Genomic DNA, 22,277 nt, shown 5'->3' on the forward strand with positions numbered 1-22,277 from the left:
TCCGCAGGAGTCCGTTTCTTCCCCGCAAGCGGGAGGAGCCCCCACCCAGGCCCGAAGGCCGGGGTATCCACGGAGGAAGCCCGATGACCACCACCACCGAAACACCGGCCGTCGCCACGCGGAAACTCACTTACGTCAAGGCCTTCAACGAGGGTCTCGCGCAGGCCATGCGCGAGGACGACAACGTCTTCGTCGCCGGCGAGGACGTGGCCGGATACGGCGGCGTGTTCCGCATGTTCGACAACCTGCTCGACGAGTTCGGACCCCGCCGCATGATCGACACCCCGATCTCCGAAGCCGCCCTGGTCGGCCTCGGCGTGGGAGCCGCCGCCCGGGGGCTGCGCCCCGTCGTGGACCTGATGTTCATGGACTTCATCGGCGTCTGCCTCGACCAGATCGTCAACCAGGCGGCGAAGATGAAGTACATGTTCGGCGGCGCGCTGTCCGTGCCGCTCACCATCACCACCGCCTCCGGAGCGGGCCTCGGCGCGGCGGCCCAGCACAGCCAGAGCCTGGAGGCCTGGCTGGCCCACGTGCCCGGCCTCAAGGTGGTGATGCCGTGCGACGCGTACACCGCCAAGGGCCTGACCGTCTCGGCCATCCGGGACGACAACCCGGTCGTCGTCATGCTCAACAAGGTCCTGCTCGGCAGCACCGGCGAGGTGCCCGAGGAGATCTACGGCATCCCGCTGGGCCAGGCGCACACCGCGCGGCAGGGCTCCGACGTCACCGTGATAGCCCTCGGCCGCATGGTCGGGGAGGCCCTCGCGGCGGCCGACGAACTCGCCGCCGAGGGCGTGGAGATCGAGGTGATCGACCCCCGCACCGTGCAGCCGCTGGACACCGAGACGATGTTCGCCTCCGTCCGCCGCACCAACCGGGTGCTCGTGGTGCACGAGGCCGTCACCTTCGGCGGGCTCGGAGCGGAGATCGCCGCCCAGATCCAGGACACCGTCTTCGACTACCTGGACGCGCCGGTCCTGCGTATTGGCGCCCCCTTCTCCCCGGTGCCCTTCTCCCCGGTCCTGGAGAAGGCGTACGTGCCCGATCGCGCCCGTATCTCCCAGGGCTGCCGGCGCCTCCTCGAAAGGTCGTGACCGACGTGGCGGTCGAGGTTCTGCTGCCGAAGATCGGCCTGACCATGCAGGAGGGCACGATCGACGAATGGCTGGTGCCCACCGGTGCCGCCGTCGCGGAGGGCGACGCCCTGCTGCGACTGGCCACCGACAAGGTCGACGTGGACGTCGAGGCGGAGGCCGGGGGACTGTTCCACCCGGTGGTCCCCGCGGGCGCCACCGTCCCGGCCGGGGCCCTCATCGGCTGGCTGCTGGCCGACGGCGAGCAGCCACCGGACCCGGCGGGTACGCCGATGCCCGCCGGGTCCGGGTCCGGTGCGGGTGTGCCGGTGCCTGCCGGGTCCGGTGCGGGTACGCCGATGCCCGCCCGGTCCGGGTCCGGTGCGGGTGTGCCGGTGCCTGCCGGGTCCGGGTCCGGTGCGGGTACGGCCGCCGTGGCCGCCGCCGTCGGCGCCGGCGCGGTGCCCCCCGTCAACGGCACGGGCGACCGGCTGCTGTCCTCGCCGAATGCCCGGCGGGTCGCCGCGGCCGCCGGCGTCGGCCTCACCGCCGTGCGCGGCACGGGACCGGGCGGGCGCATCGTCTCCGAGGACGTGGAGGAGTTCCTCGCCGCCCTCCCCGGCGACCCCGTCCCGCAGGACCCGCCGGGTGTCGACACCCCTTCCTCGCCGCTGGTCCGCAAGCTGGCGAAGGAGCGGGGTATCGACCTGTCCGAGGTGAACGGCACCGGGCCGGGCGGCCGGATCCGCCGCTCCGACCTCGACGCCGTCGCTCCGGCGCCTCGTCGCCGGGACGCCGTACCCCAGCCCGGCGACATCCTCCCGCTCACCGGGATGCGCGGCACCATCGCCCGCAGGATGCACGCCAGCCTCCAGGAGATGGCACAGCTGACGCACGGCTACGAGGTGCGGATGGACGCCGTGGTGTCCCTGCGGGAGCGGCTCAAGGAGGAGTGGGCCGACGGCGAACTGCCGGTGCCCAGCCTGGGAGACTTCCTGCTGAAGGCCGCGGCCCTGGCCCTGCGCGAGCACCCGCTGCTCAACGCGACGGTGCGGGAGGACGGTGTCCATCTGCTCGACGGCATTCACCTGGGCTTCGCGGTGGCCGTTGCGGGCGGCCTCATGGTCCCCGTCATCGAGGACGCCGCGGCGCTGCCGTTGCCTGAGATCGCACACCGGTCGAAGGCCCTGGCCCAGGCCGCGCGTGAGGGGCGGATCTCCCCCGCACAGCTGGAAGGGGCCACCTTCACCGTCACCTCGCTGGGCGGATACGGCGTCGACTTCTTCACCCCCGTGATCAACCCCGGCAATGTCGCGATCCTCGGGGTGGGCAGGCTCAGGGACGGTGTCGAATGGGTGGACGACCGGCCCCTGCGGACAAGGGTGCTCACCCTGAGCCTCACCTTCGACCACCGTGCCGTCGACGGGGCGCCCGCCGCCGAATATCTGCGCACGGTCGGTGAGTTGCTGAGCAAGCCCCTCCGCCTGCTGGTGTGATCCGACGCTAGGGGGCCGGGTCGGCGATCCGCTCCGCGAGATCGCCGACCTCGCGGACGAAGGAGCGGTGCCCCAGCGACCGGTAGACGTCGTCGCCCCGGACCTGCGAGATCGTCGCGGTCTCCAGCAGCGCGAGCAGGCCCAGGCCGATCACCGCCGCCTCGGCGTCGGAGACCGACGCGCGGGCCTTGCGGATCAGCCGTACCAGTTCGTCCAGCAACTCCGTGCGGCTCTCCTGGCGCAGCGCCTCCGCTTCCTGGCTCATGCCGGCCGACGACACGAAGAACACGGTGGCGGCGGACCGGTGTTCGCCCATCCAGGACAGCAGCGCGGTGACAGCCGCTCCGATGTCCGAGCCGGGTTCACGGGCCTCCGCGAGTGCCCGCAACTGCTCGCGCAGCGCGGCGGCGAACACCCGCATTCCCTCGGCCAGGACCTGGTCCTTGGAGGAGAAGTGGTAGTACACCGCTGCCGAGGTCATCTCGGCACGAGCGGCGATGTCGGCCACCGTCACCTCGTCCGGCGGCTGGGTGGCGAACAGCTCCGTGGCTGCCTCGATGACCCACTGCTTGCGCGAGGGACGGTGAGCGGCGCGGGTCCGGGATGTCGTCATGATGTCAAGTATGCCGGGACCCTGGTGCCCCGGAGGCCCGTGTGTAGCAGGAATTATGCGGACGGGTGGTTGGAGTTACTGGATAGAATGGTCAGTACGCAGGGCCCGCGGACGCGGGTCCACGGCAGCGGGCAGGGAGCATGATGGCCACCACGAAGAACGGCAAGCAGCCCGCCCACCGACCCTCGCGGCGGCAGCACATCATCACCGCCGCCGTGCGGGTGTTCGGCCGCAACGGCTTCGCGGAGACCAGCATCCAGGACATCGCGGACGAGGCCCAGGTGGTGCCCACGGCCGTCTACTACCACTTCGACGGCAAGGAGGAGTTGCTCGAACTCGCCATGCGCCGGGTCTTCGACCAGCTGAACGCGGTCGTGGAAGCGGCCCGGCCGGAGTCCGAGCCGGGTGATGCGGAGGGGCTGGTCCGTGTCATCGACGCCGTGTGGGAGTGGGTGGAGCAGAACCCGGACGAGGCCCGGCTGTACCAGGTCCAGGTCGCCTCCGCCAACGGCAACGTGAAGGTGCTGCGGGACGAGTTCGAGCAGCGCCACATCCAGCGTGGCTACGACTATCTGCCCGAGGGCACCACGCGCAGCCCCCGCGCGGCGAAGGCCCGGCACGCGGCGCAGGCCCTCGCGGTCCGCACACTGATCAGTACGACCATGCTTGTCACCGCGCTGCGGGCGGAGGGCGGACCGCTGTCCCAGATGCCCTCCCGGTCCGTCCTCGAGGCGGTCAGGGAGCTGGCGCTGCGCATCGTCGCCGCCGATGAGAAGCCGGAGAAGCCGGAGAATCCGGAGAAAACGGAGAAGACGGAGAAGCCGACGAAGTCCGCCGCGTCACCGACCTGAGCCGCATCACCAGGGCAGTGGCCGGCGGTCGGCGAACAGCCCGCCCGTCGTCCCGTCGCCCTCGGGAAGGGTCGCCAGCCAGACCGGGGTGTCCGCCCCCTCCTCCGGACCGCGCGGGGCGGACGGCCCGCCCATTGCGCTGCGGGTCCAGCCGGGGTCGGCCGCGTTGACCAGCACACCCGTGCCGGCCAGCTCGGCCGCGAGCATACGGGTCAGGGCGTTGAGCGCCGTCTTGGAGATCCGGTAGGCGGGATGCCGGCCGGAGTCCATCAGCGACAGGGAACCGTACGAGCTGGTGACGTTCACGACCCGGCCGTAGCCGGCTTCCACCATGGCCGGGACGACGGCCTGCGTCACGCGCCAGGCGCCGGTGAGGTTCGTGTCCAGCGTCGCGCGCAGGATGTCCTCATCGATGTACGGAGGCCGCAGCTCCCCGTCCAGGGACACTCCCGCGCTGTTCACCAGGACGTCGATCCCGCCGGTCAGCTCCCGTGCCTCCCGGACCGCTTCGCCGACGCTCTTCGCGGAGGTCACGTCCAGGGCCAGCGGCAGTGCCGCAGGGCCGATGGCGCGGCACGCCTCCTCGGCAGCCTCTCGCCTACGTGCCGCGACCAGGACCCGCAGCCCCCGGTCCGTGAGCTGTCGGCACATCTCCAGGCCGATTCCGCGTGCCCCGCCCGTGACGAGCGCGGTTCTGCTGCCGTGCCGCATGGCGTGTCCGCCCCTTTCACACCGTGAGGACCGAGCAGGCGCTGATCCCGGGCGCCCCGTACACATGGGTGAAGCCCACCCGGGGAGCGCCCGGCACCTGCACACCCGGCGCCCGGCCCTGCAACTGTCGTACGACCTCGTGGAACTGACGAAGCCCGGAGGCGCCGACGGGCTCCCCGCCGGCCAGACAGCCGCCGTCGGTGTTGACCGGAATCCGGCCCGTGGGATCGGTGGCCCCGGCGGCCAGCAGCTCCTCCTGCTCGCCGTGGCCGCACAGCCCGGTCTCCGCCAGGTGGATCAGCTCCGATCCGCTGTCGGTGTCCTGCAACTGGGCGACCTGGACGTCGGCGGGCCGCACCCCCGCCGTGCGGAAGACCGCCTCCGCGGCGTCGACGCTGGGGCTGTGGTGCGGTCCCGGCGGCAGCCAGGGCGAGAACACCTCGAACGAACCGAACCGCCGGGTCCGGAAGGCCAACGACGCCAGCCTGACCGGCCGTTCGCACAGGTCGAACGCCCGGTCGCCGAGCGCGAGCACCAAGGCCGCCGCGCCCTGTCCGGGCGAGCAGAACATGTACTGGGTGAGCGGGGGACTGACCTCGGCGGAGTCCAGGATCTCCTGCTCAGTCAGCGGCTTGCGCCGCCAGGCCAGGGGGTGGTGCGAGCCGTTGCGGAAGGCCCGCGCCGCCACCGTCGCCAGCGCCCGCTCCGAGATCCCGTGCTCGTACAGGTACCGCTGGGTCTTCAACGCGAAGAACTGGGTCGTGAGCATCATGCCGGTCTCGGCGTACCAGTCGCCCAGGCCGTAGCGGGCGGCGGAGACGTGGAACGCGCCCCGCTCGTGCTTGTCGAACCCCACCGCAAGGCCCAGGGAGGCCTCGCCCGCGCGCAGCGCGTTGGCCACCGCGAGCACGGTGGAGGCACCGGTCGCGCAGCCGTTCTGCACATTGACGAACGGCACTCCGGTCAGGCCCAGCCGGCCCACCAGTGTGTCGGGCTTGCCGGACACGTCGGAGCCGCCGGCCGCGTAGCCGATGTCCTCCCAGGCGGCACCGGCGTCGGCCAGCGCCTCGCGTACCGCACGCTCGGCCATGTCCATTCCGGTGACGCTCTCGTCGCGGCCGAAGGGATGCATGCCGCATCCGACCACGTACACGTCGTCGGTCCCGCTCATCGCTCACCGTCCCGCTCCGGGCGGAACGCGAAGGTCACCACCTCGGTCCTGTCCTCGTCCTGGTACGCGGGCACCGTGGTGAGCCGGACCGGCAGACCGATCCGGATCTCCGCTCGGGGAACCGCCAGCAGCGCCTCGACCAGTACCTCGCCGAGGTCCACATAGCCCACGTGGTACGGCCGGTGGCCACCGGACGGCGGCCGGTACGGCGGTTTCGGCGGGAACGCCTGGAGCGTCCACGACCACACGCGCCCGCTGACCGGCAGCACGTGCGCGGCCATGGTCCTGCCCGCACACCTGGGGCACGAGTTCTGCCGGGGGAAGACCACGGTCGCGCACGCGGAGCAGCGGGCGCCCGCGAGCCGCGGTGGATCCCCGCCGTCGAACGCCTCGTCCCCGAACTCCCGATCCTCGAACAAGGACTCGTCGATGACCCTGGTGGTCATGCCGTTCCGCCTTCCACAACGTCACCAGGCCAGCAGCCCGGCCAGCCGTTCCCGATGATGTGCGGCGCCGCCCAGCAGGACCGCGTCGGACTGGGCGCGCCGGAAGTACAGGTGCGCGTCGTGCTCCCAGGTGAAGCCCATCCCTCCGTGGAACTGCACGCACTCGGCGGCGACGGAGACGAACGCCTCGCCGCACCACGCCTGTGCCACGGCCGCCGCCTCGGCCAGCGCCTTCGGCGAGCCGTCCGCCCGGACCGCGCGCACCACGGCCGACCGTGCGGCCTCGACCTGGAGCAGCATGTCGGCGCAGGCGTGCTTGACCGCCTGGAAGCCTCCGATCGCCCTGCCGAACTGGGTACGGTCGCGCACATGGGCCACCGTCATGTCCAAGGCGGCCTGTGCTCCGCCCAGTTGCTCGGCGGCCAGCGCCACCAGGGCCACGTCCAGGGCGCCGGAGACGACGTCCGCCCCCTCGCCGCCGGCGGTCAGCGCCCGGGCCCGGGCGCCGGAGAAGGTGACCACCGCCTGGCCCCGGCTGAGGTCCAGGGTGGGCACCCGGCGCACCGTGATCCCCGGCTCGCGCGGGTCGGCCAGGAAGAGGTCCACGCCGTCGGTCCCGGCCGCGGCCACCACCAGCGCCTCGGCGTCGGCGCCGTCGAGCACGAAGGGTGCGGTGCCGTGCAGCAGGGGGACGCTGCCCTGCCAGGAGACGGCCACCGGCACGGCGTCGGGTCGCCATGTCCCGTCGGGCGCGGCCACCGCCAGGCCATGCACGGTGCCCCCGGCCAGCTCGGCCAGCGCGGTGTCGGCCGTACCGCAGCCGGCCAGCACCTGCCCGGCCAGCACGGTGGAGGACAACAGCGGGACCGGCGCCAGGGTCCTGCCCAGCTCCTCGCAGACCACGGCGATCTCGGCGAGGCCCCCGATGCCTCCCGCCGACTCGGGCAGGCCGAGGCCCGCGAGGCCCACCTGCCGGCCGAGCGCGTCCCACAACCCGGCGTCGATGCCGGGAGCCTCCTCGGACAGCCGGCGTACCGCGCTGGTGCCGCCGGCGTCCGCGCACACCGACCGAACGGTCTCGCGCAGGTCCTCGAGCTCGGTGTCGGACGGGGCCGTGCCGTCGGTCACGGTGCTTGTCATCGTGCGCTCCCGCTCTCGTCGCGCCGCTCCCGCAGGGCACTGTGCGCGGCCGCCATCCGGGCCACCGGCACACGGTGTGCGGAACAGGAGACGTAGTCGAGGCCGAGGTCGTCGCAGAACGCGATCGACTCCGGATCCCCGCCGTGCTCACCGCACACCCCCAGCTTGATGCCGGGCCGTACGCCCCGTGCCCGCTCGGCCGCCAGGCCGACCAGGGCGCCCACCCCGTGCGGGTCGAGCCGGGCGAACGGGCTGGCGGTCAGGAACCCGCGCTCCTGGTAGTTGGCGAGCACCTGGCGCTCGACGTCGTCCCGGGAGAACCCGTAGGTGAGCTGGGTGAGGTCGTTGGTGCCGAAGGAGAAGAACTCGGCGTGCTCGGCGAGTTCGCCGGCCAGCAGTGCGGCGCGCGGGGTCTCGATCATCGTGCCGAGCCGGTAGGGGACCTCCACCCCGGTGCGGGCGGCGACCGCGTCGGCGGCACCGCGTACGTATGCGGCCGCGGCGGCCAGTTCCTCCGGCAGGCTGACGAGCGGGATCATCACCTCCAGCTCCGGCCGGATCCCGGTGGCGGCGACATCGGCCCAGGCGGTGAAGAGCGCCTCGGCCTGCGCCGGGTAGAGCCTCTCGTGCAGCAAGGCCAGCCGCACCCCGCGCAGCCCGAGCATCGGGTTCGCCTCGCGCAGCGCGGCGGCCTGCTGCTCCTCGGCCGCGTCCAGGGCCTGCCCGGGGGCGGGCAGGAATTCGTGCAGCGGGGCGTCCAGCAGGCGCACGGTCACGGGGCGGTTGCCCACGGCGGCCAGCAGTGCCGTGAAGTCCTCGTGCTGGGCGTGCTCGAGTGCCAGCAGCCCCTCGTCGCGGGCGGCCGGGTCGGCGGCCAGGAGTACCCGGCGGATCAGCGGCAACCGCTCGCCGAGGAACTGGTGCTCCGTCCTGCACAGCCCGACACCCTCCGCGCCCAGGGCGAGGGCGGTCTCCACCTCGGTGGCCGTGTCGGCGTTGACCCGCACGCCCAGCCGGCGCATACCGTCCGCCCACTCCAGCAGGGTGGACAGTTCGGGCGGCGGTCCGGCGACACTGACGTCCAGCGTCCCCGCGTAGACGGCGCCGGTACGGCCGTCCAGCGAGACCGGGTCGCCCTCGCGCACCACGCGCTCCCCGCAGCGAACCGTTCCGGCTGCCAGGTCCACGCGCAGCCCGTCGGCGCCGCACACCGCGGGCTTGCCGGCGCCCCGCGCCACCACGGCGGCATGCGAGGCGATGCCTCCGCTGCCGGTCAGCACGGCTACGGAGGCCAGCATCCCGGGCACGTCCGCCGGGGTCGTCTCGGCAGCCACGAGCACCACCCGAGTACCGTCCGCGGCCAGTTCGAGGGCACGCCCACTGGACAGCACGACCACTCCGGTAGCCGCCCCCGGCGATGCGGGCAGTCCCCTCACCAGGAGCTCCTCCCCGCCGGTCAGCCGGAGCTGGGGGTGCAGCAGTTCCTGCACCTGCGCCGGGGTGATACGCCGTACGGCCTCCTCGCGGCCGAGCGCCCCGTCGCGGGCCAGGTCGGCGGCCAGACACACCGAGGCCCGAAGCGGCGGGCGGAGTTGTGCCGAGGCGGCGAGCAGGGAGATCTCGTCGTCGCGCACCTCGAAGTCGACCGACACCGGCGCGCGCAGATGCCGCTCCAGGGTGAGCAGGGAGTGCTCCAGCAGCGCGGTGCCGCCCGCGATCCTGTCCAGCGGTTCACCGGTGTGCGGCGGCGGGGCGCTGCGGCGCACACCCCGGAAGAAGGAGCCCTGGGGGGAGAGGCGCCCGGTCTCGGGATCGCGGCTCACCGCCGTGCCGTAGCCGGAGTGGTCCGCCGGGCCGATGCGCAGGGCCTGCACATGCAGGGCGACCGCCAGCTCGGCGGGGAGCCGCTGGGCCCGGCGGGACCTTCTCGCGCGCGGTGAGTCCCACCGGCCCAGGAGGGCACGGGCGGCCAGCGCGAGCTGCTGCGCCGGGTCGTCGGGGAAGGGCCGGGAGCCGTGCTCCGCCGCCAGGGACAGCAGCACGTCCACCCGTGCCCGCGGCCCGGGCGTGTCCAGGAGAGCGTCGTCGAGCACCGCGCCGGGCACGTCGAGGGCGTACTCGGCGATCATCCGTACGGTGGCGGCCCACACCTCGTAGAGAGCGTCTTCCCGCCCGATGACGGCGCACAGGTCGTCGGCACGGGCGGGGGCGACGCCGAGACAGGCCAGGTCGGGCGGCAGGCCGGCGATCTCGGTCGGCGCGCTCGCCGACACACGCAGCAACAGCGGCCGGGTCGCGTCGCCGATCCGCCGCCCGGAGAGCTGTTCGACCAGGGCTACGGCGGCTTCGGCGGTGTCGGGTTCGCACAGCGAGGCGGCGGCGCCGGCGGGCACGGTGAGCCCCGGCACGACCGGCAGCCCGAGGGCCACCAGCCCGTCCATCGCGGCGCCGTGCGCGCCCAGCTCGTCGGCGTCGAGGCCCCGGATCCGTCCCTGCCCGAAGGGCACCAGGACGCGGCCGGGGGCCCCGGAGAGGGCGAGGGGAGCCCCGGACCGGGCGACCGTGCCCGCCTCGCGGTCGGTGACACTCAACCCCGGCTCCTGGTGACCAGTTCCTCTTCACGTGCCTCGTCCTCGGCCCGGCTGATCCCCAGGACGAGCAGCAGCTCCTGGTGCAGCCGCATCCACACCGTGTGGTACGAGTCGCACAACGGTGAGGCCAGCCACGCCGGCGCGCCGTCGTCGAAGCGGTCGAGGGCGTCCTCCAGGGCCGTCAGGTACTGCCCGCTCCCAGTGAGCACCCCGTCCAGCCTGCGCAGCACGGGCTGGATGGCCTCGTGCACGTCTTCCAGCGACTCGCGCACCCCGGCGTCGTAGACGTCGTCGGAGTGGTCGTTGGCGGTGCCGTCGGGGCGGCACTGCCAGGCCGTGCACACGTCCCGGATCTTCCGGTTGACCGGCAGGAACGCCTCGTACGCCGAGGTGATCCGCTCCTCCTGCTCGGAGCCGGCGGGCACCCGCAGGAGCTGCGCGGCGGCGGCCTTGGCACGTTCGGTCGGCAGCACCACGGGCCCCTTCGCCATTGCCAGCCCGGCCTCGACCAGCGGACGGTGCTCGCACTCCGGCCGGCCGCGCCACATACCCCGCAGAACGAGGTCGACGACGGCTTCGGCGAGGGGCTCGTCGGATGCGTCCGGAAGGTCCACGGCAGCAGGTTGCATCGCCACACCTTTTCCCCGGTTCTGTGGTGACCGGTTCCTCGGTTCTGTGTTGCCCGGAGGTTACGCCCCGGCAGGCTGGTTAGTGAAGAGGGACTCAAGAAACACTTTCAGACTGCCTGGCCCCGGCCCGGCTGTCGTCCACCTTCGGGCGGCCTCGCGCGGCGAGGAACGACGCCATGCGGTCCTGCGCCTCCCGGCCGTCCGCCAGGGCGGCGATCGACCGCGCCTCTTCGGCGAGGTGGCGGCGCAGCTCGTCACCGGCGCCGGCGCGCAGCAGGCTCTTCGCGGCGCGCAGCGCGTCACCGGCGCCGGCGGCCAGATCGGCCGAGGTCCGATACGCCGCGTCGTCCAGTTCATCGTCGTCCACGCACCGGGAGACCAGGCCCCACGCCTCGGCGTCGCCGCCGGTCAGGACCCTGTTGGTGAGGATCAGGTCCGCCGCCCTGCGGGGACCCACCAGGCGTGGCAGGAACCACGAGGCCCCGCAGTCCGGCGTGAGCCCGATCGCCGTGTACGCCAGCCGCAACCGCGCGGACCGGGCGGCCAGGACGATGTCGCCCACGAGGGCGAGGCCGATCCCGCCGCCCGCGGCCGCGCCGCGCACGGCGGTCACCACCGGCACCGGCACCTCGTGCAGCGCCTGTATCGCGGCGTGCGCGGCGGTCGCCACGGCGTGCACATAGGGGCCGGTCTGCGCGCCCCGGCCGGCGAATGCGCGCAGGTCACCACCCACGCAGAAGCTGCCGCCCGTCGCCCGCAGGAGCACCGCGCCGCCCGGGTCCGCGGCCACCTCGCGGGCCGTGTCCCGCAGCGCCTCGGCCGTCCTCAGGTCCAGGGCGTTGCCCCGCCCGGGATCGTCCAGCCTCAGCTCGACGACTCCGTCGGGGTGGCGCACGATCCGGACCGGCTCGGTGGTGGGGGAAAGGCTCATGGGTGGTTCTCCTGTCGTCTTCCCGTCGCCGGGTGCTTCCCGGCAAGATACTGAAGACGCTATACAGTTTCTAGGAAGCGACGGGACCCGATGCCCGTACGCCCGTCGGCGGGAGGTCCCGTGCCCATCCAGTTCGATGTCGATCCGACTGTCGCTCAACTCGCCGCGTCCACGGCGGAGTTCGTGCGCGAGGTGGTCGTTCCCGCCGAGCGCGAGTGCGGCGGGTCCGTGCACGACGCCCCTGAGGACCTGCGGGAAACCCTGCAGAAGGCCGCCCGTGACGCGGGAGTGTTCGCTCCGCACGTGCCGACCCGGTGGGGCGGACACGGCCTCGACCTGCGAGGGCAGGCGGTGGTCTTCGAAGCGGCCGGCTACTCCCTGCTCGGGCCGCTGGCGCTGAACTGCGCGGCCCCCGACGAGGGAAACATGCACCTGCTGGAGAACGTGGCCACCGAGGAGCAGAAGCAGAGGTATCTGCGTCCGCTCGCCGCGGGCGACACACGCTCCTGCTTCGCCATGACCGAACCCGCTCCGGGAGCGGGCGCCGACCCCCGCTCCCTGCGGACCACCGCGACCCGGGTTCCCGGCGGCTGGCGCATCGACGGGCGCAAGTGGTTCATCACCGGGGCGGACGGAGCCGGCTTCGCCATCGTCATGGCCCGCACCTCCGGCAGCCCCGGCGACCCGGGCGGCGCCACCATGTTCCTGGTCGACGCCGGCACCACCGGCATGCGTCTCGTCCGGACCATCGAGACCTTGGACGAGTCGCTCTTCGCCGGGCACAGCGAGATCGTCTTCGAGGAGTGCGTGGTGGGGGACGAGCAGGTGCTCGGCGCGGTGGACCGCGGCTTCGAAGGCGCACAGGTCCGGCTCGGTCCCGCCCGGATGACCCACTGCATGCGCTGGCTCGGAGCGGCCCGCCGCGCCCAGGACGTCGCGCTGCAACGGGCGGGGAGCCGGATGGCGTTCGGCTCGGCGCTGGGAGACCTCGGCATGGTCCAGCAGATGCTGGCCGACTCCGAGATCGACATCGAGGCGAGCCGCGCCCTGATCCTGCGCACCGCCTGGGAGCTGGACACCCGCTCCGCCGCCGCCTCGCAGCTCACCTCGGTGTCCAAGACCTTCGTGGCGGAGGCGGTGAACCGGGTGGTCGACCGGGCGGTGCAGATCTGCGGAGCCCTCGGCATCTCGGCCGCCGACGCCCCGCTGGCCCGTCTGTACCGGGAGGTGCGGCCGTTCCGGATCTACGACGGCCCGTCGGAGACGCACCGTTTCGCCATCGCGCGCCGCGCGGTGCGGCCCTACCGGCAGCCGTGCACGGAAGCCGCCGACGGCTGATGACGGCGTCGACGTGGAAGGCCTCCCGGGGCCGTCCCCGCCCGGAATCCGCATCCGTGACCGAACTACCGCGCGCGCGGATGAGACCGTGTCCGGCTCGATGCCCGAGGACGCCTGGTACGCCGACCCGTGCTGTTCGACCTGGTCGTCGGTCAGCGTATGGCTCGCGCAGCGCCGTGCTCGAAGAGGCGGGGTTCCTGATGGCTCGGACATCGCAGGCTCGTCCACCTGGCCGGCTCGCGGCCGGCGTGGTGGGACCAGGAACGCCGACGGGCTGACGAATCGCCCTGGCACGTCGGTGCCGATTCGACGGCGAACGCGGCGGTGTCGTGGTCGGTGCCCACGTCGACCCAGCCGGTGCTCGCGGCGACGTCGTAGATGCCGTAGGGCACCGCCCTGCCCAGCTCGCGGTCGGGGAAGTCGTGGGTGTCGACTCGCACCGGCTCGCCTCTCGGCTCCCCTTCACGGCCGTTGTTCTTGAACGGGCCGACCAGTTCCTTCTTCTTCGTGTCCACGCTGATCACCGGAGCCCCGCAGTCCTGGTGGTCGCGGGCCCGCTCGTTGAGGTGGTGGAACTGCGCGTCCCGGTCGGGGTGCTGCTTGCCTTCCAGGGGCTTGGCGTTGCTCTGCAGGCTGAAGCCCTCCTCGCGCAGCAGGTCGCCCACCGTGCCCGCGCAGATCCGGTGGCCCTGCCGGGTCAGCTGCTCGGCGAGCTTGCGGGTGGATTTGGTGGTCCAGCGCAGCGGCGACATCGGGTCCCCGCGGACGTCGGGCTCGACCAGGGCGAGGAGTGCCTCCCGAACGGCTGGGTTCCGGTCGACGACGTGTTTGCGGCCGGCGCCGGGCCGGCGGATGCGTCCCAAGGGGGCCTCTCCGGAGTCGAGTTCCCGCACTCCGACAGACACAGTGGCCTCACGGACACCGGCGGCGCGGGCGACTGCTCTGATCCCGCCGTGGCCGAGGGACTGGGCCTCCGCCCCTGTCAGCAGGCGATTCTGCCGCTCGTCGAGGTGCGGCAGAATCGCCCGAACTTGGCTGCCGGCACGGCCCGTTGCCCATCCAACCCGCTCACGCCGGGCCAACGAACCACCGAGCGGAAAGCCACAAGTCGAAGATCTGCACGCCCTAAGGGAGCGTAGCGCGAGGAAACCGGCTCTGACCTCAGCGAATGGAGCGTATTGCGCGCACAAAGATGCGTCAGTACGTCGTTGACCGGCGATCCGCGACAGGGCCAGGGTGAGGGAGCCACATCGGATCCCGACCACCCCTTTTCCGGTCACCGGACTGCGTGCAGGAGGCCGTGATGCTCCAGACGGACACCCATGAACACACCGAGTTCGCAGACGATCATGAGGCCGTTGCTGCAGCCACGGCCACGGCCGTCACGCCGAACGCACCGGCGGTCTGCCGCGAACTCCTCTTCCAGCGGTGCCTTTGGTGCGGCACGCCGGCCTACCGCCGTTCGTTCTGCCGTGCCTGCGGGTCCACGGCCTTCAAACCGGAGCGCAGCGAGGGTTCCGGGGTCGTCGTGCGCCGGAACGGCCATGCCCCGCACAACACGTGGTTCGTCGCGATGGACGAGGGCTTCAACCTGCTCTGTCAGGTCACCGGGACGGCGCCGGTCGCGGTCGCGGTGGGGGCACGGGTGAACGTCGTACGGTCCGTCGCCCCCCTCGGCCAGGGCCTGCCGCTCGTCGAACTCACCCACCCGGCGCGGCTTGTGGAGCGCTGGTGGTGACGGGAAACGGCCGAGACGCAGTCACCTCGCACACACAGGATGATCAGAGAGGAGGGTGCGTGGGCACCCAGCACAACGCACCGGACGGATGGGCCGACGTTCTCGACGGAGCGGGGCGCGGCGCGCTGGACGGTCTGCGCATCGCCGACTTCTCCCGGGTTCTCGCGGGGCCCTACGCCACGATGCTCCTCGCCGACCTCGGCGCCGACGTGGTGAAGGTGGAACGGCCGGGCATCGGGGACGACACCCGGGCCTGGCACCCTCCGGCCGACCACGACGGCACGTCGACCTATTTCCTCGGCGTCAACCGGAACAAGAAGTCCGTCGTGCTGGACCTCACGACCGACGCCGGCGTCGAACAGGCCCGCGCCCTGGTCGCCGAGTCCGACGTGCTGGTGGAGAACTTCCGTCCCGGCACGATGGAACGGCTGGGGCTCGGCCGGCGCGAACTCCGTGCCCGGCACCCGGGGTTGATCTACTGCTCGATCAGCGGTTTCGGCAGCGGCGAGGGCGCGGAGATCCCGGGATACGACCTGCTCGTGCAGGCCGTCGGCGGTCTGATGAGCGTGACCGGCGACGCGGCCGGAGAGCCGGCGAAGGCGGGCGTGGCCCTGGTCGATGTGATCACCGGCCTGCACGCCTCGCTCGGCATCCTCGCGGCCCTGCGGCACCGGGACGCCACCGGGGAGGGGCAGTGTGTGGAGGTGAACCTGCTCGGCTCGCTGCTGTCGGCCATGGTCAACCAGGCGTCGGCGTTCGCCGTCGCCGGTGTGGTTCCGGGCCGCATGGGCAACGCGCACCCGAGTATCGCTCCGTACGAGACCTTCCCGGCGGCCGATCGCCCGATCGCGATCGCTGTGGGCAACGACCGGCAGTTCGCGGCGCTCGCCGAGGTTGTCGGGGATCCCGGTCTTGCTGCCGACGACCGCTTCCGCACCAATGCCGACCGAGTCGCACACCGCGCCGCCCTGCGGGACATCCTGACCGAACGGCTGAGGAGCGCCGGCGCGGACCGCTGGTCGGCCGTCCTGCTGGCCGCGGGGGTGCCCGCCGGAGCGGTCAACACCCTCGACGAGGCATTCGCCTTCGCCCAGAAGCTCGGCCTTCCGGGCGTCGTCGACATCCCCGCCGCACCCGCTGACAGAGCGGACGGAGCACAGGGCACGTCCTCCCGCCAGGTCGCGAACCCCATCGCGCTGAGCGGCACACCCGCGCAGTACCGCCTGCCGCCGCCGCGCCTGGGCCAGCACACCGCGGAGATTCTCCACCGCCTTTCCGACCACGTCTCCGCACCGAACGAAGCGGTCACCTGACCTTTCCCGGCGCGGACACCGCGACCGAACCGATCACCACTACCTCCAGGAGCTCACGATGAACGGCGCCAAGCCGATGAAGGACCCTCTCGACCTGCTCGACCTCTCCTCCACACTCAGTGACGAGGAGCGCGAGATCCAGGCGACCGTCGCCAAGTTCCTCGCCGACCGGGTGCGACCGCACATCGGTGAGTGGTTCGAGAACGCCCACTTCGCCCGCGAACTCGCCCCGGAACTTGGCAAGTTGGGCGTGCTCGGCATGCATCTCGAAGGGTACGGCTGCGCCGGCACCAACGCCGTCAGCTACGGACTGGCCTGCCTGGAGCTGGAGGCGGCGGACTCCGGCTTCCGCAGCTTCGTCTCCGTGCAGGGCTCGCTGTCGATGTTCTCCATCTGGAAGTGGGGCTCGGAGGAGCAGAAGCAGGAGTGGCTGCCCCGGCTCGCCGCCGGTGAGGCCATCGGCTGCTTCGGCCTGACCGAGCCCGACTTCGGCAGCAACCCCTCCGGGATGCGCACCAGGGCCGTCCGCGACGGTGGGGGAGACTGGATCCTCAACGGATCCAAGATGTGGATCACCAACGGCGGTATCGCCGATGTGGCCACTGTCTGGGCACAGACCGAGGACGGCATCCGCGGCTTCCTCGTGCCCCGCGGGACGCCTGGCTTCACCACGCAGGACATCAAGCAGAAGATGTCGCTGCGCGCCTCCATCACCTCGGAGCTCCACTTCGACAACGTACGGCTGCCCGACTCGGCGCGGCTGCCTCTCGCGGAGGGCTTGCGCGGACCGCTGTCCTGTCTGAACGAGGCCCGCTTCGGCATCCTGTTCGGCGCGGTCGGAGCGGCCCGCGACTCGCTCCAGGCAGCCATCGAGTACGCCGACTCCCGAGTCCAGTTCGACAAGCCGATCAGCGCCTTCCAGCTCACCCAGAAGAAGCTCGCTGACATGAGCGTGTCCGTGGGCAATGCCGCACTGCTCGCCGTGCACCTGGGCCGGCTCAAGGACCAGCACCGCATCAGGCCCGAGCAGATCAGCGTCGGCAAGCTCAACAACGTACGGGAAGCGATCGCCATCGCACGGGAGTGCCGCACCGTCCTGGGTGCCAACGGCATCTCCCTGGAGTACTCGCCGCTGCGCCACGCCAACAACCTGGAGTCCGTCCTCACCTACGAAGGCACGAGTGAGATGCACACGCTGGTCATCGGCCAGGCGATCACCGGCCAGGTGGCGTTCCGCTGATCACCGAAGGCTGAAGGAAGACACCCGTGAACATCGTCGTACTCGTCAAGCAGGTCCCGGACTCCGGTGCCGAGCGCACCCTGTCCCGGGCCGACCACACCCTCGACCGCGAGGACGCCGAACTCGTCCTGGACGATCAACGAGCGCGCGGCTGAAGAGGCCCTGACGCTGAAGGAGACGGCGGACGTCCATGTCACCGTCGTCTCCATGGGACCCGACTCCGCGCTCGACGTCATCCGCAAGGTCCTGGCGATGGGCGGCGACCGGGGAATCCACATCTGCGACGACCGACTGCACGGCGCCGACGTGCTGACCACCACGAAGGCGGTGGCTTCCCAGCTCACGCAGGAGATGGCCGCCCTCCGCACAGTCGGCTGAGACAGACGCCTGAGACGGACGCCGTTCTTGAGGTCCGGACCGTCCGGCCGGACCAAGAGGAGGATCGCCCTACGGTACGCCGAGGGGCCGAGGGTCCGCTGTGACGTTCACGTCGCGGCGGACCCCTCCCGGGTGTGGGGCCTGGTGGCGGACATCGGTCTGCCGGCCCGCCTGAGCCCTGAACTGCCGCGCGCGGAATGGCTCGACGGCGCGGAGGTGCCCGCGCGAGGGGCGCGTTGCGCGGGGTGCAACCGCCGTCGGACTGTCGGCGAGTGGTGGACCGTCTCGTACGTCGTCCGGACCCCGCGAAGCCCCGGGCCACCTGAAGAAGCCGACCAGGGACTGTCGGGCTGCTCAGGTCGCAGGAGATCGTCGGTGCCTGATCAGCGCCGGTGAGGGGCCGTTGGGGCCCCGCCGGATCGCACAAGCTGATCGGCTCAGAGGCCGGTCACGACCCGCCCGGGGCGGCTGGACCCCCTCGCCAGGCCGTACCGCGCAGCTTCGCGCGCATCCGCCGGCACATCGGCTCGGACGCGGCTGACTTCTTCCAGCCGACTCTCCAGCGCACCGGGCATGGGTCGCTCACCCAGAAGGACCGCCAGGCTTTCTGTACGGGTTGGCCCGGCAGATGGAGTACCTGAAGTCCCGTGGCACGCTTCGCCTCGCCGACAACGTGGTCGCGGGCGAGGACGAACGCCCGGGCCTGCTCACCCGGCATCCTCGTTCACATGGAGCAGCGGCTCGCCGACTCCGGCTGAGCCCCGGGGTGCCGCGGCCGCACACCGCATCTGCCGCCGCCACCTGTACACGTCGCCGGCGGAGCAGGGCTGCACCGTCCCGGGCCGGATCCGGGAACGGCGTCTCGCGCGGTGCCGGCGCGGCCTCGCCGATCCCGCCCTGCACCACCTGCCGTCGGCGTCGTCGGCAGGCGCTGGGGTTTCCCGGACCCGGCCCATGTCAGCCACGCCAAAAGACGGCCTACGGCATGAGTTCCCGGGAGGCGGCCTGCGGCCCGTCGACGACGTTCAGCGGGTGTTCCGTGACGACGGTGGACGTAGGGTGCCCCGGGCACGCGGGGACACCGCGTCGCCCCAGGCCCTCAGGCCGCCTGGTAGCTGAAGAATCCCTGTCCTGACTTACGGCCCAGCAGCCCCGACTCGACCATGCGGCGCAGCAGCGGGGGAGGGGCGTACAGCGGTTCCCGGTACTCCTCGTACAGCGCCTCGCCTATCGCCGCGACCGTGTCCAGGCCGATGAGGTCGGCGAGGCGCAGCGGGCCCATGGGGTGAGCGCAGCCGGCGGTCATCCCCGTGTCGATGTCCTCCGCCGTCGCGGTGCCGGAGCCGACCATCCGCACCGCTGCCAACAGGTAGGGAACCAGCAGGGAGTTCACCACGAAGCCCGCGCGGTCCTCCGTGACGATCGTCTTCTTGCCCAGGATCTCGCCCGCGAAAGCACGCACACGCAGCTCCGTGGCCTTGGAGGTCTGCAACGACGGGATGACCTCGACCAGTGGCATGACGGGAACCGGGTTGAAGAAGTGCAGGCCGACCACCGCCTCCGGCCGTCCGGTCGCCGCCGCGAGCCGGGCGATGGGGATCGAGGAGGTGTTGCTGGCCAGGATGGCGGCCGGGTCGGTGACGATCTCGTCCAGCTGCCGAAACAGCGCCGTCTTCGCCTGCTCGTCCTCGACGGCGGCCTCGATGACCAGGTCAGCACGGGCCAGGCGGGAGAGATCGGCGGAGACCGAGATCCCGGCCAGGGCATGTGCGCGGTCCTCGGGGCCGATGGTGCCGCGCTTCTCCGCCTGGAGCAGGGAGTCCGCCACGCCTGCTAGCCCGGCACGAGCCCTGTCCTCCGTCACGTCGCACAACGTGACGTGCAGCCCGGCCCGGGCGCAGACCTCCGTGATGCCCCGGCCCATCTGCCCGGCGCCGATGACCCCCACGTGCTTGATCAATGACATGTGTTCCTCCGCCTGTCCCTCTGCCCGGCGGCGGTCGACCGACGCCGCCACGGTCTGTGGTGCCGTCTTGAGCGTAGGCCGGGAACACCCCCTCTGACCTGCACCGACAGTGCGTATTCCGCGCACAAACATGCGTCGGTTCGTCGCTGACTGGGCGTGCCACGCAGAACCACGCCGATCACGACCGGCGAGCCGGACGGCCGGAGAGGCGAGCACGCGGAGGCGGTCGCAGGCGCGGGTGGCATCGAGAACCCCCGAACGGACCTGACGGCGCTGCCGAGCAGGGGGCCGAGGCCCCTGAGCAGCCTGCGGATCACGGAGTGCAGCCCGCTCAGGTGCCGTCCGCCGGACCACCGCGGCGTCAGTCTGCGGTGATCGTGGCGGCGGCGGCCTCTCGCAGGCGGCGGATCAGGCCGCGCACCGCAGGCGAGGTCTCGCTCCTGCGGTAGGCACCCACCAGCCGGGTGGTCAGCGACACGTCCGCCAGCGGACGGTAGGCCACCCCGGGGATGTGCACGCGGCGCAGGGAATCAGGGACCAGAGCCACCGCGAGACCACCGCCCACCAGAGTCAGAGCCGCGATGAAATCTCGCACCGGGGGAGCGCACCGCGGGCTGAACCCGCCTTGCTGCGCCACTTCGAGGATCTGGTCGCGGCAGCCGTACTCCTCGTCGAAGTGCGGGGCCACGAACCGCTCGTCGCGCAGCTGCGCCGCCGGTATCGCCTCGTACGCCGCCAGTGGCGCGCCGGACGGCAGCGCCAGGACGACGTCCTCGGTGAGCAGGCAGGTGGCCGTGACTTCGGGCGGGTACTCCGGCCTCCAGCGCAGGAAGCCGACGTCGATGTCCCCGCAGACCAGCGCTTCCAGTTGGGCCGGTGTCTCCAGCTCGCGCACCTGCACCGTCAGCTCGGTGCCGGGGGCCGCGCAGCGGGTGAGGACATCGGTCAGCACTCCGGAGAACGTGGCCGAGGCGACGTACGCGATCTGGGCGTGCCCCAACTCCCCGCGACCGGCACGCCGGCCCACCGTCTCGGCCCGGGAGACCTGGGTGAGGGTCAGCCGCGCCTCCTCGAGAAACAGCTGCCCGGCACTGGTCAGCGCCGGGCGCGAGCGCCGTCCGCGGTCGATCAGCCGCACGCCCAAGTGCGACTCCAGCGACCTGATTTGGGCGCTGAGCGCCGACGGAGCAAGATGCAGCCGGTCCGCCGCCCGCGCGAAGTGCAGTTCCTCCGCGACGGTTACGAACGATTCCAGCCAGCGCAGTTCCACCGGCTCCTCCATCCTGCCGGGCCAGTGGCGACGAGAGCACCGGCCGTGTGCACGGCTTGTGTGAAGCACCCCGCGGCGGCGTCAGGGCAGAACAGGTCCGCCGCGGGGTGTGTACGGGCGTCAGGGACATGTCCGGCCCAGGGGCGTCCGGACGCTACGGAGGCCTGCGGTTCATGGGTTGATGACGTAGTTGCTGAACCCGCCGTCGCGGTCCTGGAGACCCGAGATCGCCTCGTTGACCCTGGACAGCGGGAACGGCTTGGCCTGCAGGTAGGACAGGTCCAGCGCGCCCGTGTCCACCATGTCGGCGAGTTCCTGCCCCTGCGCGGTGCTGAACCAGTTGGAGCCGATCAGCTGGACCTGCTCGTCCATGAGCCACTTCACGTCCACGGGCAGCCGGTCGGCCACGCCCCCGACGTTGACGACCCGTCCGCCCCGGCGGACGCCCTGCATCGAGTCGAGCATCGTCTCCACCGGAGCCTTGGCACCCAGGGCGCTGATCACGTAGTCCGCGCCCTCGCCGCCGGTGCGGGACTTCGCCCACTCGCCGGTGGAACCGTCACCCAGCCGGAAGACCTCGACCCGGTCCGGGGCGAGTTCCTTGACGCGCTTGAGGAGCTCCTCGTTACGGCCGGTACCGAGGACCCGGGAGGCGCCGGAGGCCAGCGCGAGCACGGTCGCTGCGACCCCGAGGGTTCCGGTGACCCCGTCGATCAGCGCCACCTGGCCGGGCCCTGCGGCGGCGTTCTTGAGGGCGCCGTAGGACGTGCCGATGTAGCCGAGCTTGCCGGCCTGCTCGAACGTCATGTTGTCCGGGATGTTGACGATCGAGGACTGCGGGGCGGTCATGTACTCCGCGAAGCCGCCGTAAGGGTAGAGGTCGAAGATCCGCTGGCCGTCACGGGAGGTGCTGAAGTAGCCGTTCAGCGTGAAGTAACGGCACCGGCTCAGTTCGCCGCCCCGGCACACCTGGCAACTTCCGCACCCCCGCAGGGGGTTGACGTAGACCCGGTCACCGGGCTTGGTGTTCAGCACCGCCTCGCCGACGGCTTCGACCACGCCGGAGGCGTCCAGGCCGAAGATGGCGGGGAACTTGGGCAACGGCTGGTGCGGGAACCAGGTGGGCCAGTTGTTGATCACGTTGGCCATGTTCGGCACGATCCCGCACGCCTTGACCCGCACCAGCACGTCGGTCGGCCGCGGGGTGGGCACGTCGATGGTGTCCACCGACATCGGCTCACCGAGCGCGTGCAGTCGTGCAGCGAGCATTTTCGCCATTGAAATACTCCTTGAAACTGCTCCGTCCCTGCGATCGGGGGCGGAGAAATATTTTCCGGCGACCGAGGCGACGGACCGGCGGCCCGGTAGTCACATCTCAG

At 71.9% G+C, this 22,277-nt stretch carries 21 protein-coding genes and 1 pseudogene; 10 read left to right on the forward strand and 12 right to left on the reverse strand.

All coding sequences use genetic code 11. From position 1 onward, the window contains the following. Positions 1–83: 83 nt before the first annotated feature. Positions 84–1,097: an alpha-ketoacid dehydrogenase subunit beta gene (locus OG289_RS47375; RefSeq protein ID WP_327320215.1), complete on the forward strand. Its 1,014-nt coding sequence runs from the start codon at positions 84–86 to the stop codon at positions 1,095–1,097. Beyond that, complete coding sequence (locus OG289_RS47380; protein WP_327320216.1) at positions 1,094–2,572, forward strand: 2-oxo acid dehydrogenase subunit E2; 1,479 nt, start codon at positions 1,094–1,096, stop codon at positions 2,570–2,572. Before OG289_RS47375 ends, OG289_RS47380 begins: the two co-directional genes overlap by 4 nt. Positions 2,573–2,579: 7 nt before the next feature. On the opposite strand, the gene OG289_RS47385 is transcribed toward OG289_RS47380, so the two are convergent. Beyond that, positions 2,580–3,185, reverse strand: coding sequence for a TetR/AcrR family transcriptional regulator (locus OG289_RS47385; protein WP_327320217.1), 606 nt, complete (start codon positions 3,183–3,185; stop codon positions 2,580–2,582). A 140-nt stretch (positions 3,186–3,325) separates the two neighbouring features. Between OG289_RS47385 and OG289_RS47390 the strand changes: the two genes are divergently transcribed. Next, positions 3,326–4,036, forward strand: a complete 711-nt coding sequence (locus OG289_RS47390; protein ID WP_327320218.1) for a TetR/AcrR family transcriptional regulator — start codon at positions 3,326–3,328, stop codon at positions 4,034–4,036. Positions 4,037–4,042: 6 nt separating this feature from the next. Here OG289_RS47390 and OG289_RS47395 read toward each other — a convergent pair whose 3' ends face one another. The 7 genes from OG289_RS47395 to OG289_RS47425 form a co-directional block, all read right to left on the reverse strand. Next, positions 4,043–4,747, reverse strand: a complete 705-nt coding sequence (locus OG289_RS47395; protein ID WP_327320219.1) for an SDR family NAD(P)-dependent oxidoreductase — start codon at positions 4,745–4,747, stop codon at positions 4,043–4,045. A gap of 16 nt (positions 4,748–4,763) precedes the next feature. Next, the gene (locus OG289_RS47400) at positions 4,764–5,918 is read right to left on the reverse strand and encodes a thiolase family protein (protein WP_327320220.1); all 1,155 of its coding nucleotides are present in this window, start codon (positions 5,916–5,918) and stop codon (positions 4,764–4,766) included. After that, entirely contained in the window at positions 5,915–6,364 is a 450-nt protein-coding gene (locus OG289_RS47405; protein ID WP_327320221.1) for a Zn-ribbon domain-containing OB-fold protein, read from the reverse strand. The genes OG289_RS47400 and OG289_RS47405 overlap by 4 nt, the downstream gene beginning before the upstream one ends. A 21-nt stretch (positions 6,365–6,385) precedes the next feature. After that, a complete protein-coding gene (locus tag OG289_RS47410) occupies positions 6,386–7,504 on the reverse strand; it encodes an acyl-CoA dehydrogenase family protein (protein ID WP_327320222.1) in 1,119 nt (372 codons plus the stop codon). Further along, complete coding sequence (locus tag OG289_RS47415) at positions 7,501–10,095, reverse strand: putative PEP-binding protein (RefSeq protein ID WP_327320223.1); 2,595 nt, start codon at positions 10,093–10,095, stop codon at positions 7,501–7,503. Before OG289_RS47415 ends, OG289_RS47410 begins: the two co-directional genes overlap by 4 nt. Continuing rightward, positions 10,092–10,724 carry a hypothetical protein gene (locus tag OG289_RS47420; RefSeq protein WP_327320224.1) on the reverse strand — a complete coding sequence of 211 codons (633 nt, stop codon included), beginning with the start codon at positions 10,722–10,724 and terminating at the stop codon, positions 10,092–10,094. The genes OG289_RS47415 and OG289_RS47420 overlap by 4 nt, the downstream gene beginning before the upstream one ends. Before the next feature lie 94 nt (positions 10,725–10,818). Then, entirely contained in the window at positions 10,819–11,655 is an 837-nt protein-coding gene (locus tag OG289_RS47425; protein WP_327320225.1) for an enoyl-CoA hydratase/isomerase family protein, read from the reverse strand. 120 nt (positions 11,656–11,775) lie between these two features. Here OG289_RS47425 and OG289_RS47430 point away from each other — a divergent pair, with 120 nt between their 5' ends. Beyond that, complete coding sequence (locus OG289_RS47430; protein WP_327320226.1) at positions 11,776–12,993, forward strand: acyl-CoA dehydrogenase family protein; 1,218 nt, start codon at positions 11,776–11,778, stop codon at positions 12,991–12,993. Between the two features lie 302 nt (positions 12,994–13,295). On the opposite strand, the pseudogene OG289_RS47435 reads toward OG289_RS47430, so the two are convergent. Then, a pseudogene (locus OG289_RS47435) lies at positions 13,296–14,015 on the reverse strand (ISAzo13 family transposase); the annotation flags it as partial. 281 nt (positions 14,016–14,296) lie between these two features. Here OG289_RS47435 and OG289_RS47440 point away from each other — a divergent pair. Genes OG289_RS47440 through OG289_RS47465 form a run of 6 tightly spaced genes read left to right on the forward strand, consistent with a single transcriptional unit; the run spans position 14,297 to position 18,058 of the window. Continuing rightward, on the forward strand, positions 14,297–14,731 hold the full coding sequence (locus tag OG289_RS47440) for a Zn-ribbon domain-containing OB-fold protein (RefSeq protein WP_327320227.1): 435 nt from the start codon (positions 14,297–14,299) through the stop codon (positions 14,729–14,731). A 59-nt stretch (positions 14,732–14,790) separates the two neighbouring features. Beyond that, entirely contained in the window at positions 14,791–16,044 is a 1,254-nt protein-coding gene (locus OG289_RS47445; protein ID WP_327320228.1) for a CaiB/BaiF CoA transferase family protein, read from the forward strand. Between the two features lie 58 nt (positions 16,045–16,102). Further along, positions 16,103–17,284: an acyl-CoA dehydrogenase family protein gene (locus tag OG289_RS47450; RefSeq protein WP_327320229.1), complete on the forward strand. Its 1,182-nt coding sequence runs from the start codon at positions 16,103–16,105 to the stop codon at positions 17,282–17,284. 26 nt (positions 17,285–17,310) lie between these two features. Next, positions 17,311–17,439, forward strand: coding sequence for a hypothetical protein (locus OG289_RS47455; RefSeq protein ID WP_327320230.1), 129 nt, complete (start codon positions 17,311–17,313; stop codon positions 17,437–17,439). Between the two features lie 13 nt (positions 17,440–17,452). Then, a complete protein-coding gene (locus tag OG289_RS47460; protein WP_327321016.1) occupies positions 17,453–17,662 on the forward strand; it encodes a hypothetical protein in 210 nt (69 codons plus the stop codon). A gap of 27 nt (positions 17,663–17,689) precedes the next feature. After that, positions 17,690–18,058 carry an SRPBCC family protein gene (locus OG289_RS47465; RefSeq protein WP_327320231.1) on the forward strand — a complete coding sequence of 123 codons (369 nt, stop codon included), beginning with the start codon at positions 17,690–17,692 and terminating at the stop codon, positions 18,056–18,058. 703 nt (positions 18,059–18,761) lie between these two features. Here the strand turns inward: OG289_RS47465 and OG289_RS47470 are convergent. From OG289_RS47470 to OG289_RS47480, 3 genes are all read right to left on the reverse strand, one after another. Then, on the reverse strand, positions 18,762–19,628 hold the full coding sequence (locus tag OG289_RS47470) for a 3-hydroxybutyryl-CoA dehydrogenase (protein ID WP_327320232.1): 867 nt from the start codon (positions 19,626–19,628) through the stop codon (positions 18,762–18,764). 361 nt (positions 19,629–19,989) lie between these two features. After that, positions 19,990–20,898: a LysR substrate-binding domain-containing protein gene (locus OG289_RS47475; RefSeq protein WP_327320233.1), complete on the reverse strand. Its 909-nt coding sequence runs from the start codon at positions 20,896–20,898 to the stop codon at positions 19,990–19,992. Positions 20,899–21,069: 171 nt separating this feature from the next. Continuing rightward, positions 21,070–22,167, reverse strand: a complete 1,098-nt coding sequence (locus tag OG289_RS47480; RefSeq protein ID WP_327320234.1) for an alcohol dehydrogenase catalytic domain-containing protein — start codon at positions 22,165–22,167, stop codon at positions 21,070–21,072. Between the last annotated feature and the right edge of the window lie 110 nt (positions 22,168–22,277).

Origin of the sequence: Streptomyces sp. NBC_01235, assembly GCF_035989285.1 — a bacterium.
In the GTDB taxonomy this organism is placed as follows: domain Bacteria; phylum Actinomycetota; class Actinomycetes; order Streptomycetales; family Streptomycetaceae; genus Streptomyces.

What these genes read in the sequence shown, in the direction of transcription:
- OG289_RS47375 (WP_327320215.1), top strand. Translation starts at nt 84, where the DNA reads ATGACCACCACCACCGAAACACCGGCCGTCGCCACGCGGAAACTCACT.
- OG289_RS47385 (WP_327320217.1), bottom strand. Translation starts at nt 3,185, where the DNA reads ATGACGACATCCCGGACCCGCGCCGCTCACCGTCCCTCGCGCAAGCAG.
- OG289_RS47390 (WP_327320218.1), top strand. Translation starts at nt 3,326, where the DNA reads ATGATGGCCACCACGAAGAACGGCAAGCAGCCCGCCCACCGACCCTCG.
- OG289_RS47395 (WP_327320219.1), bottom strand. Translation starts at nt 4,747, where the DNA reads ATGCGGCACGGCAGCAGAACCGCGCTCGTCACGGGCGGGGCACGCGGA.
- OG289_RS47400 (WP_327320220.1), bottom strand. Translation starts at nt 5,918, where the DNA reads ATGAGCGGGACCGACGACGTGTACGTGGTCGGATGCGGCATGCATCCC.
- OG289_RS47405 (WP_327320221.1), bottom strand. Translation starts at nt 6,364, where the DNA reads ATGACCACCAGGGTCATCGACGAGTCCTTGTTCGAGGATCGGGAGTTC.
- OG289_RS47410 (WP_327320222.1), bottom strand. Translation starts at nt 7,504, where the DNA reads ATGACAAGCACCGTGACCGACGGCACGGCCCCGTCCGACACCGAGCTC.
- OG289_RS47420 (WP_327320224.1), bottom strand. Translation starts at nt 10,724, where the DNA reads ATGCAACCTGCTGCCGTGGACCTTCCGGACGCATCCGACGAGCCCCTC.
- OG289_RS47425 (WP_327320225.1), bottom strand. Translation starts at nt 11,655, where the DNA reads ATGAGCCTTTCCCCCACCACCGAGCCGGTCCGGATCGTGCGCCACCCC.
- OG289_RS47440 (WP_327320227.1), top strand. Translation starts at nt 14,297, where the DNA reads ATGCTCCAGACGGACACCCATGAACACACCGAGTTCGCAGACGATCAT.
- OG289_RS47450 (WP_327320229.1), top strand. Translation starts at nt 16,103, where the DNA reads ATGAACGGCGCCAAGCCGATGAAGGACCCTCTCGACCTGCTCGACCTC.
- OG289_RS47470 (WP_327320232.1), bottom strand. Translation starts at nt 19,628, where the DNA reads ATGTCATTGATCAAGCACGTGGGGGTCATCGGCGCCGGGCAGATGGGC.
- OG289_RS47480 (WP_327320234.1), bottom strand. Translation starts at nt 22,167, where the DNA reads ATGCTCGCTGCACGACTGCACGCGCTCGGTGAGCCGATGTCGGTGGAC.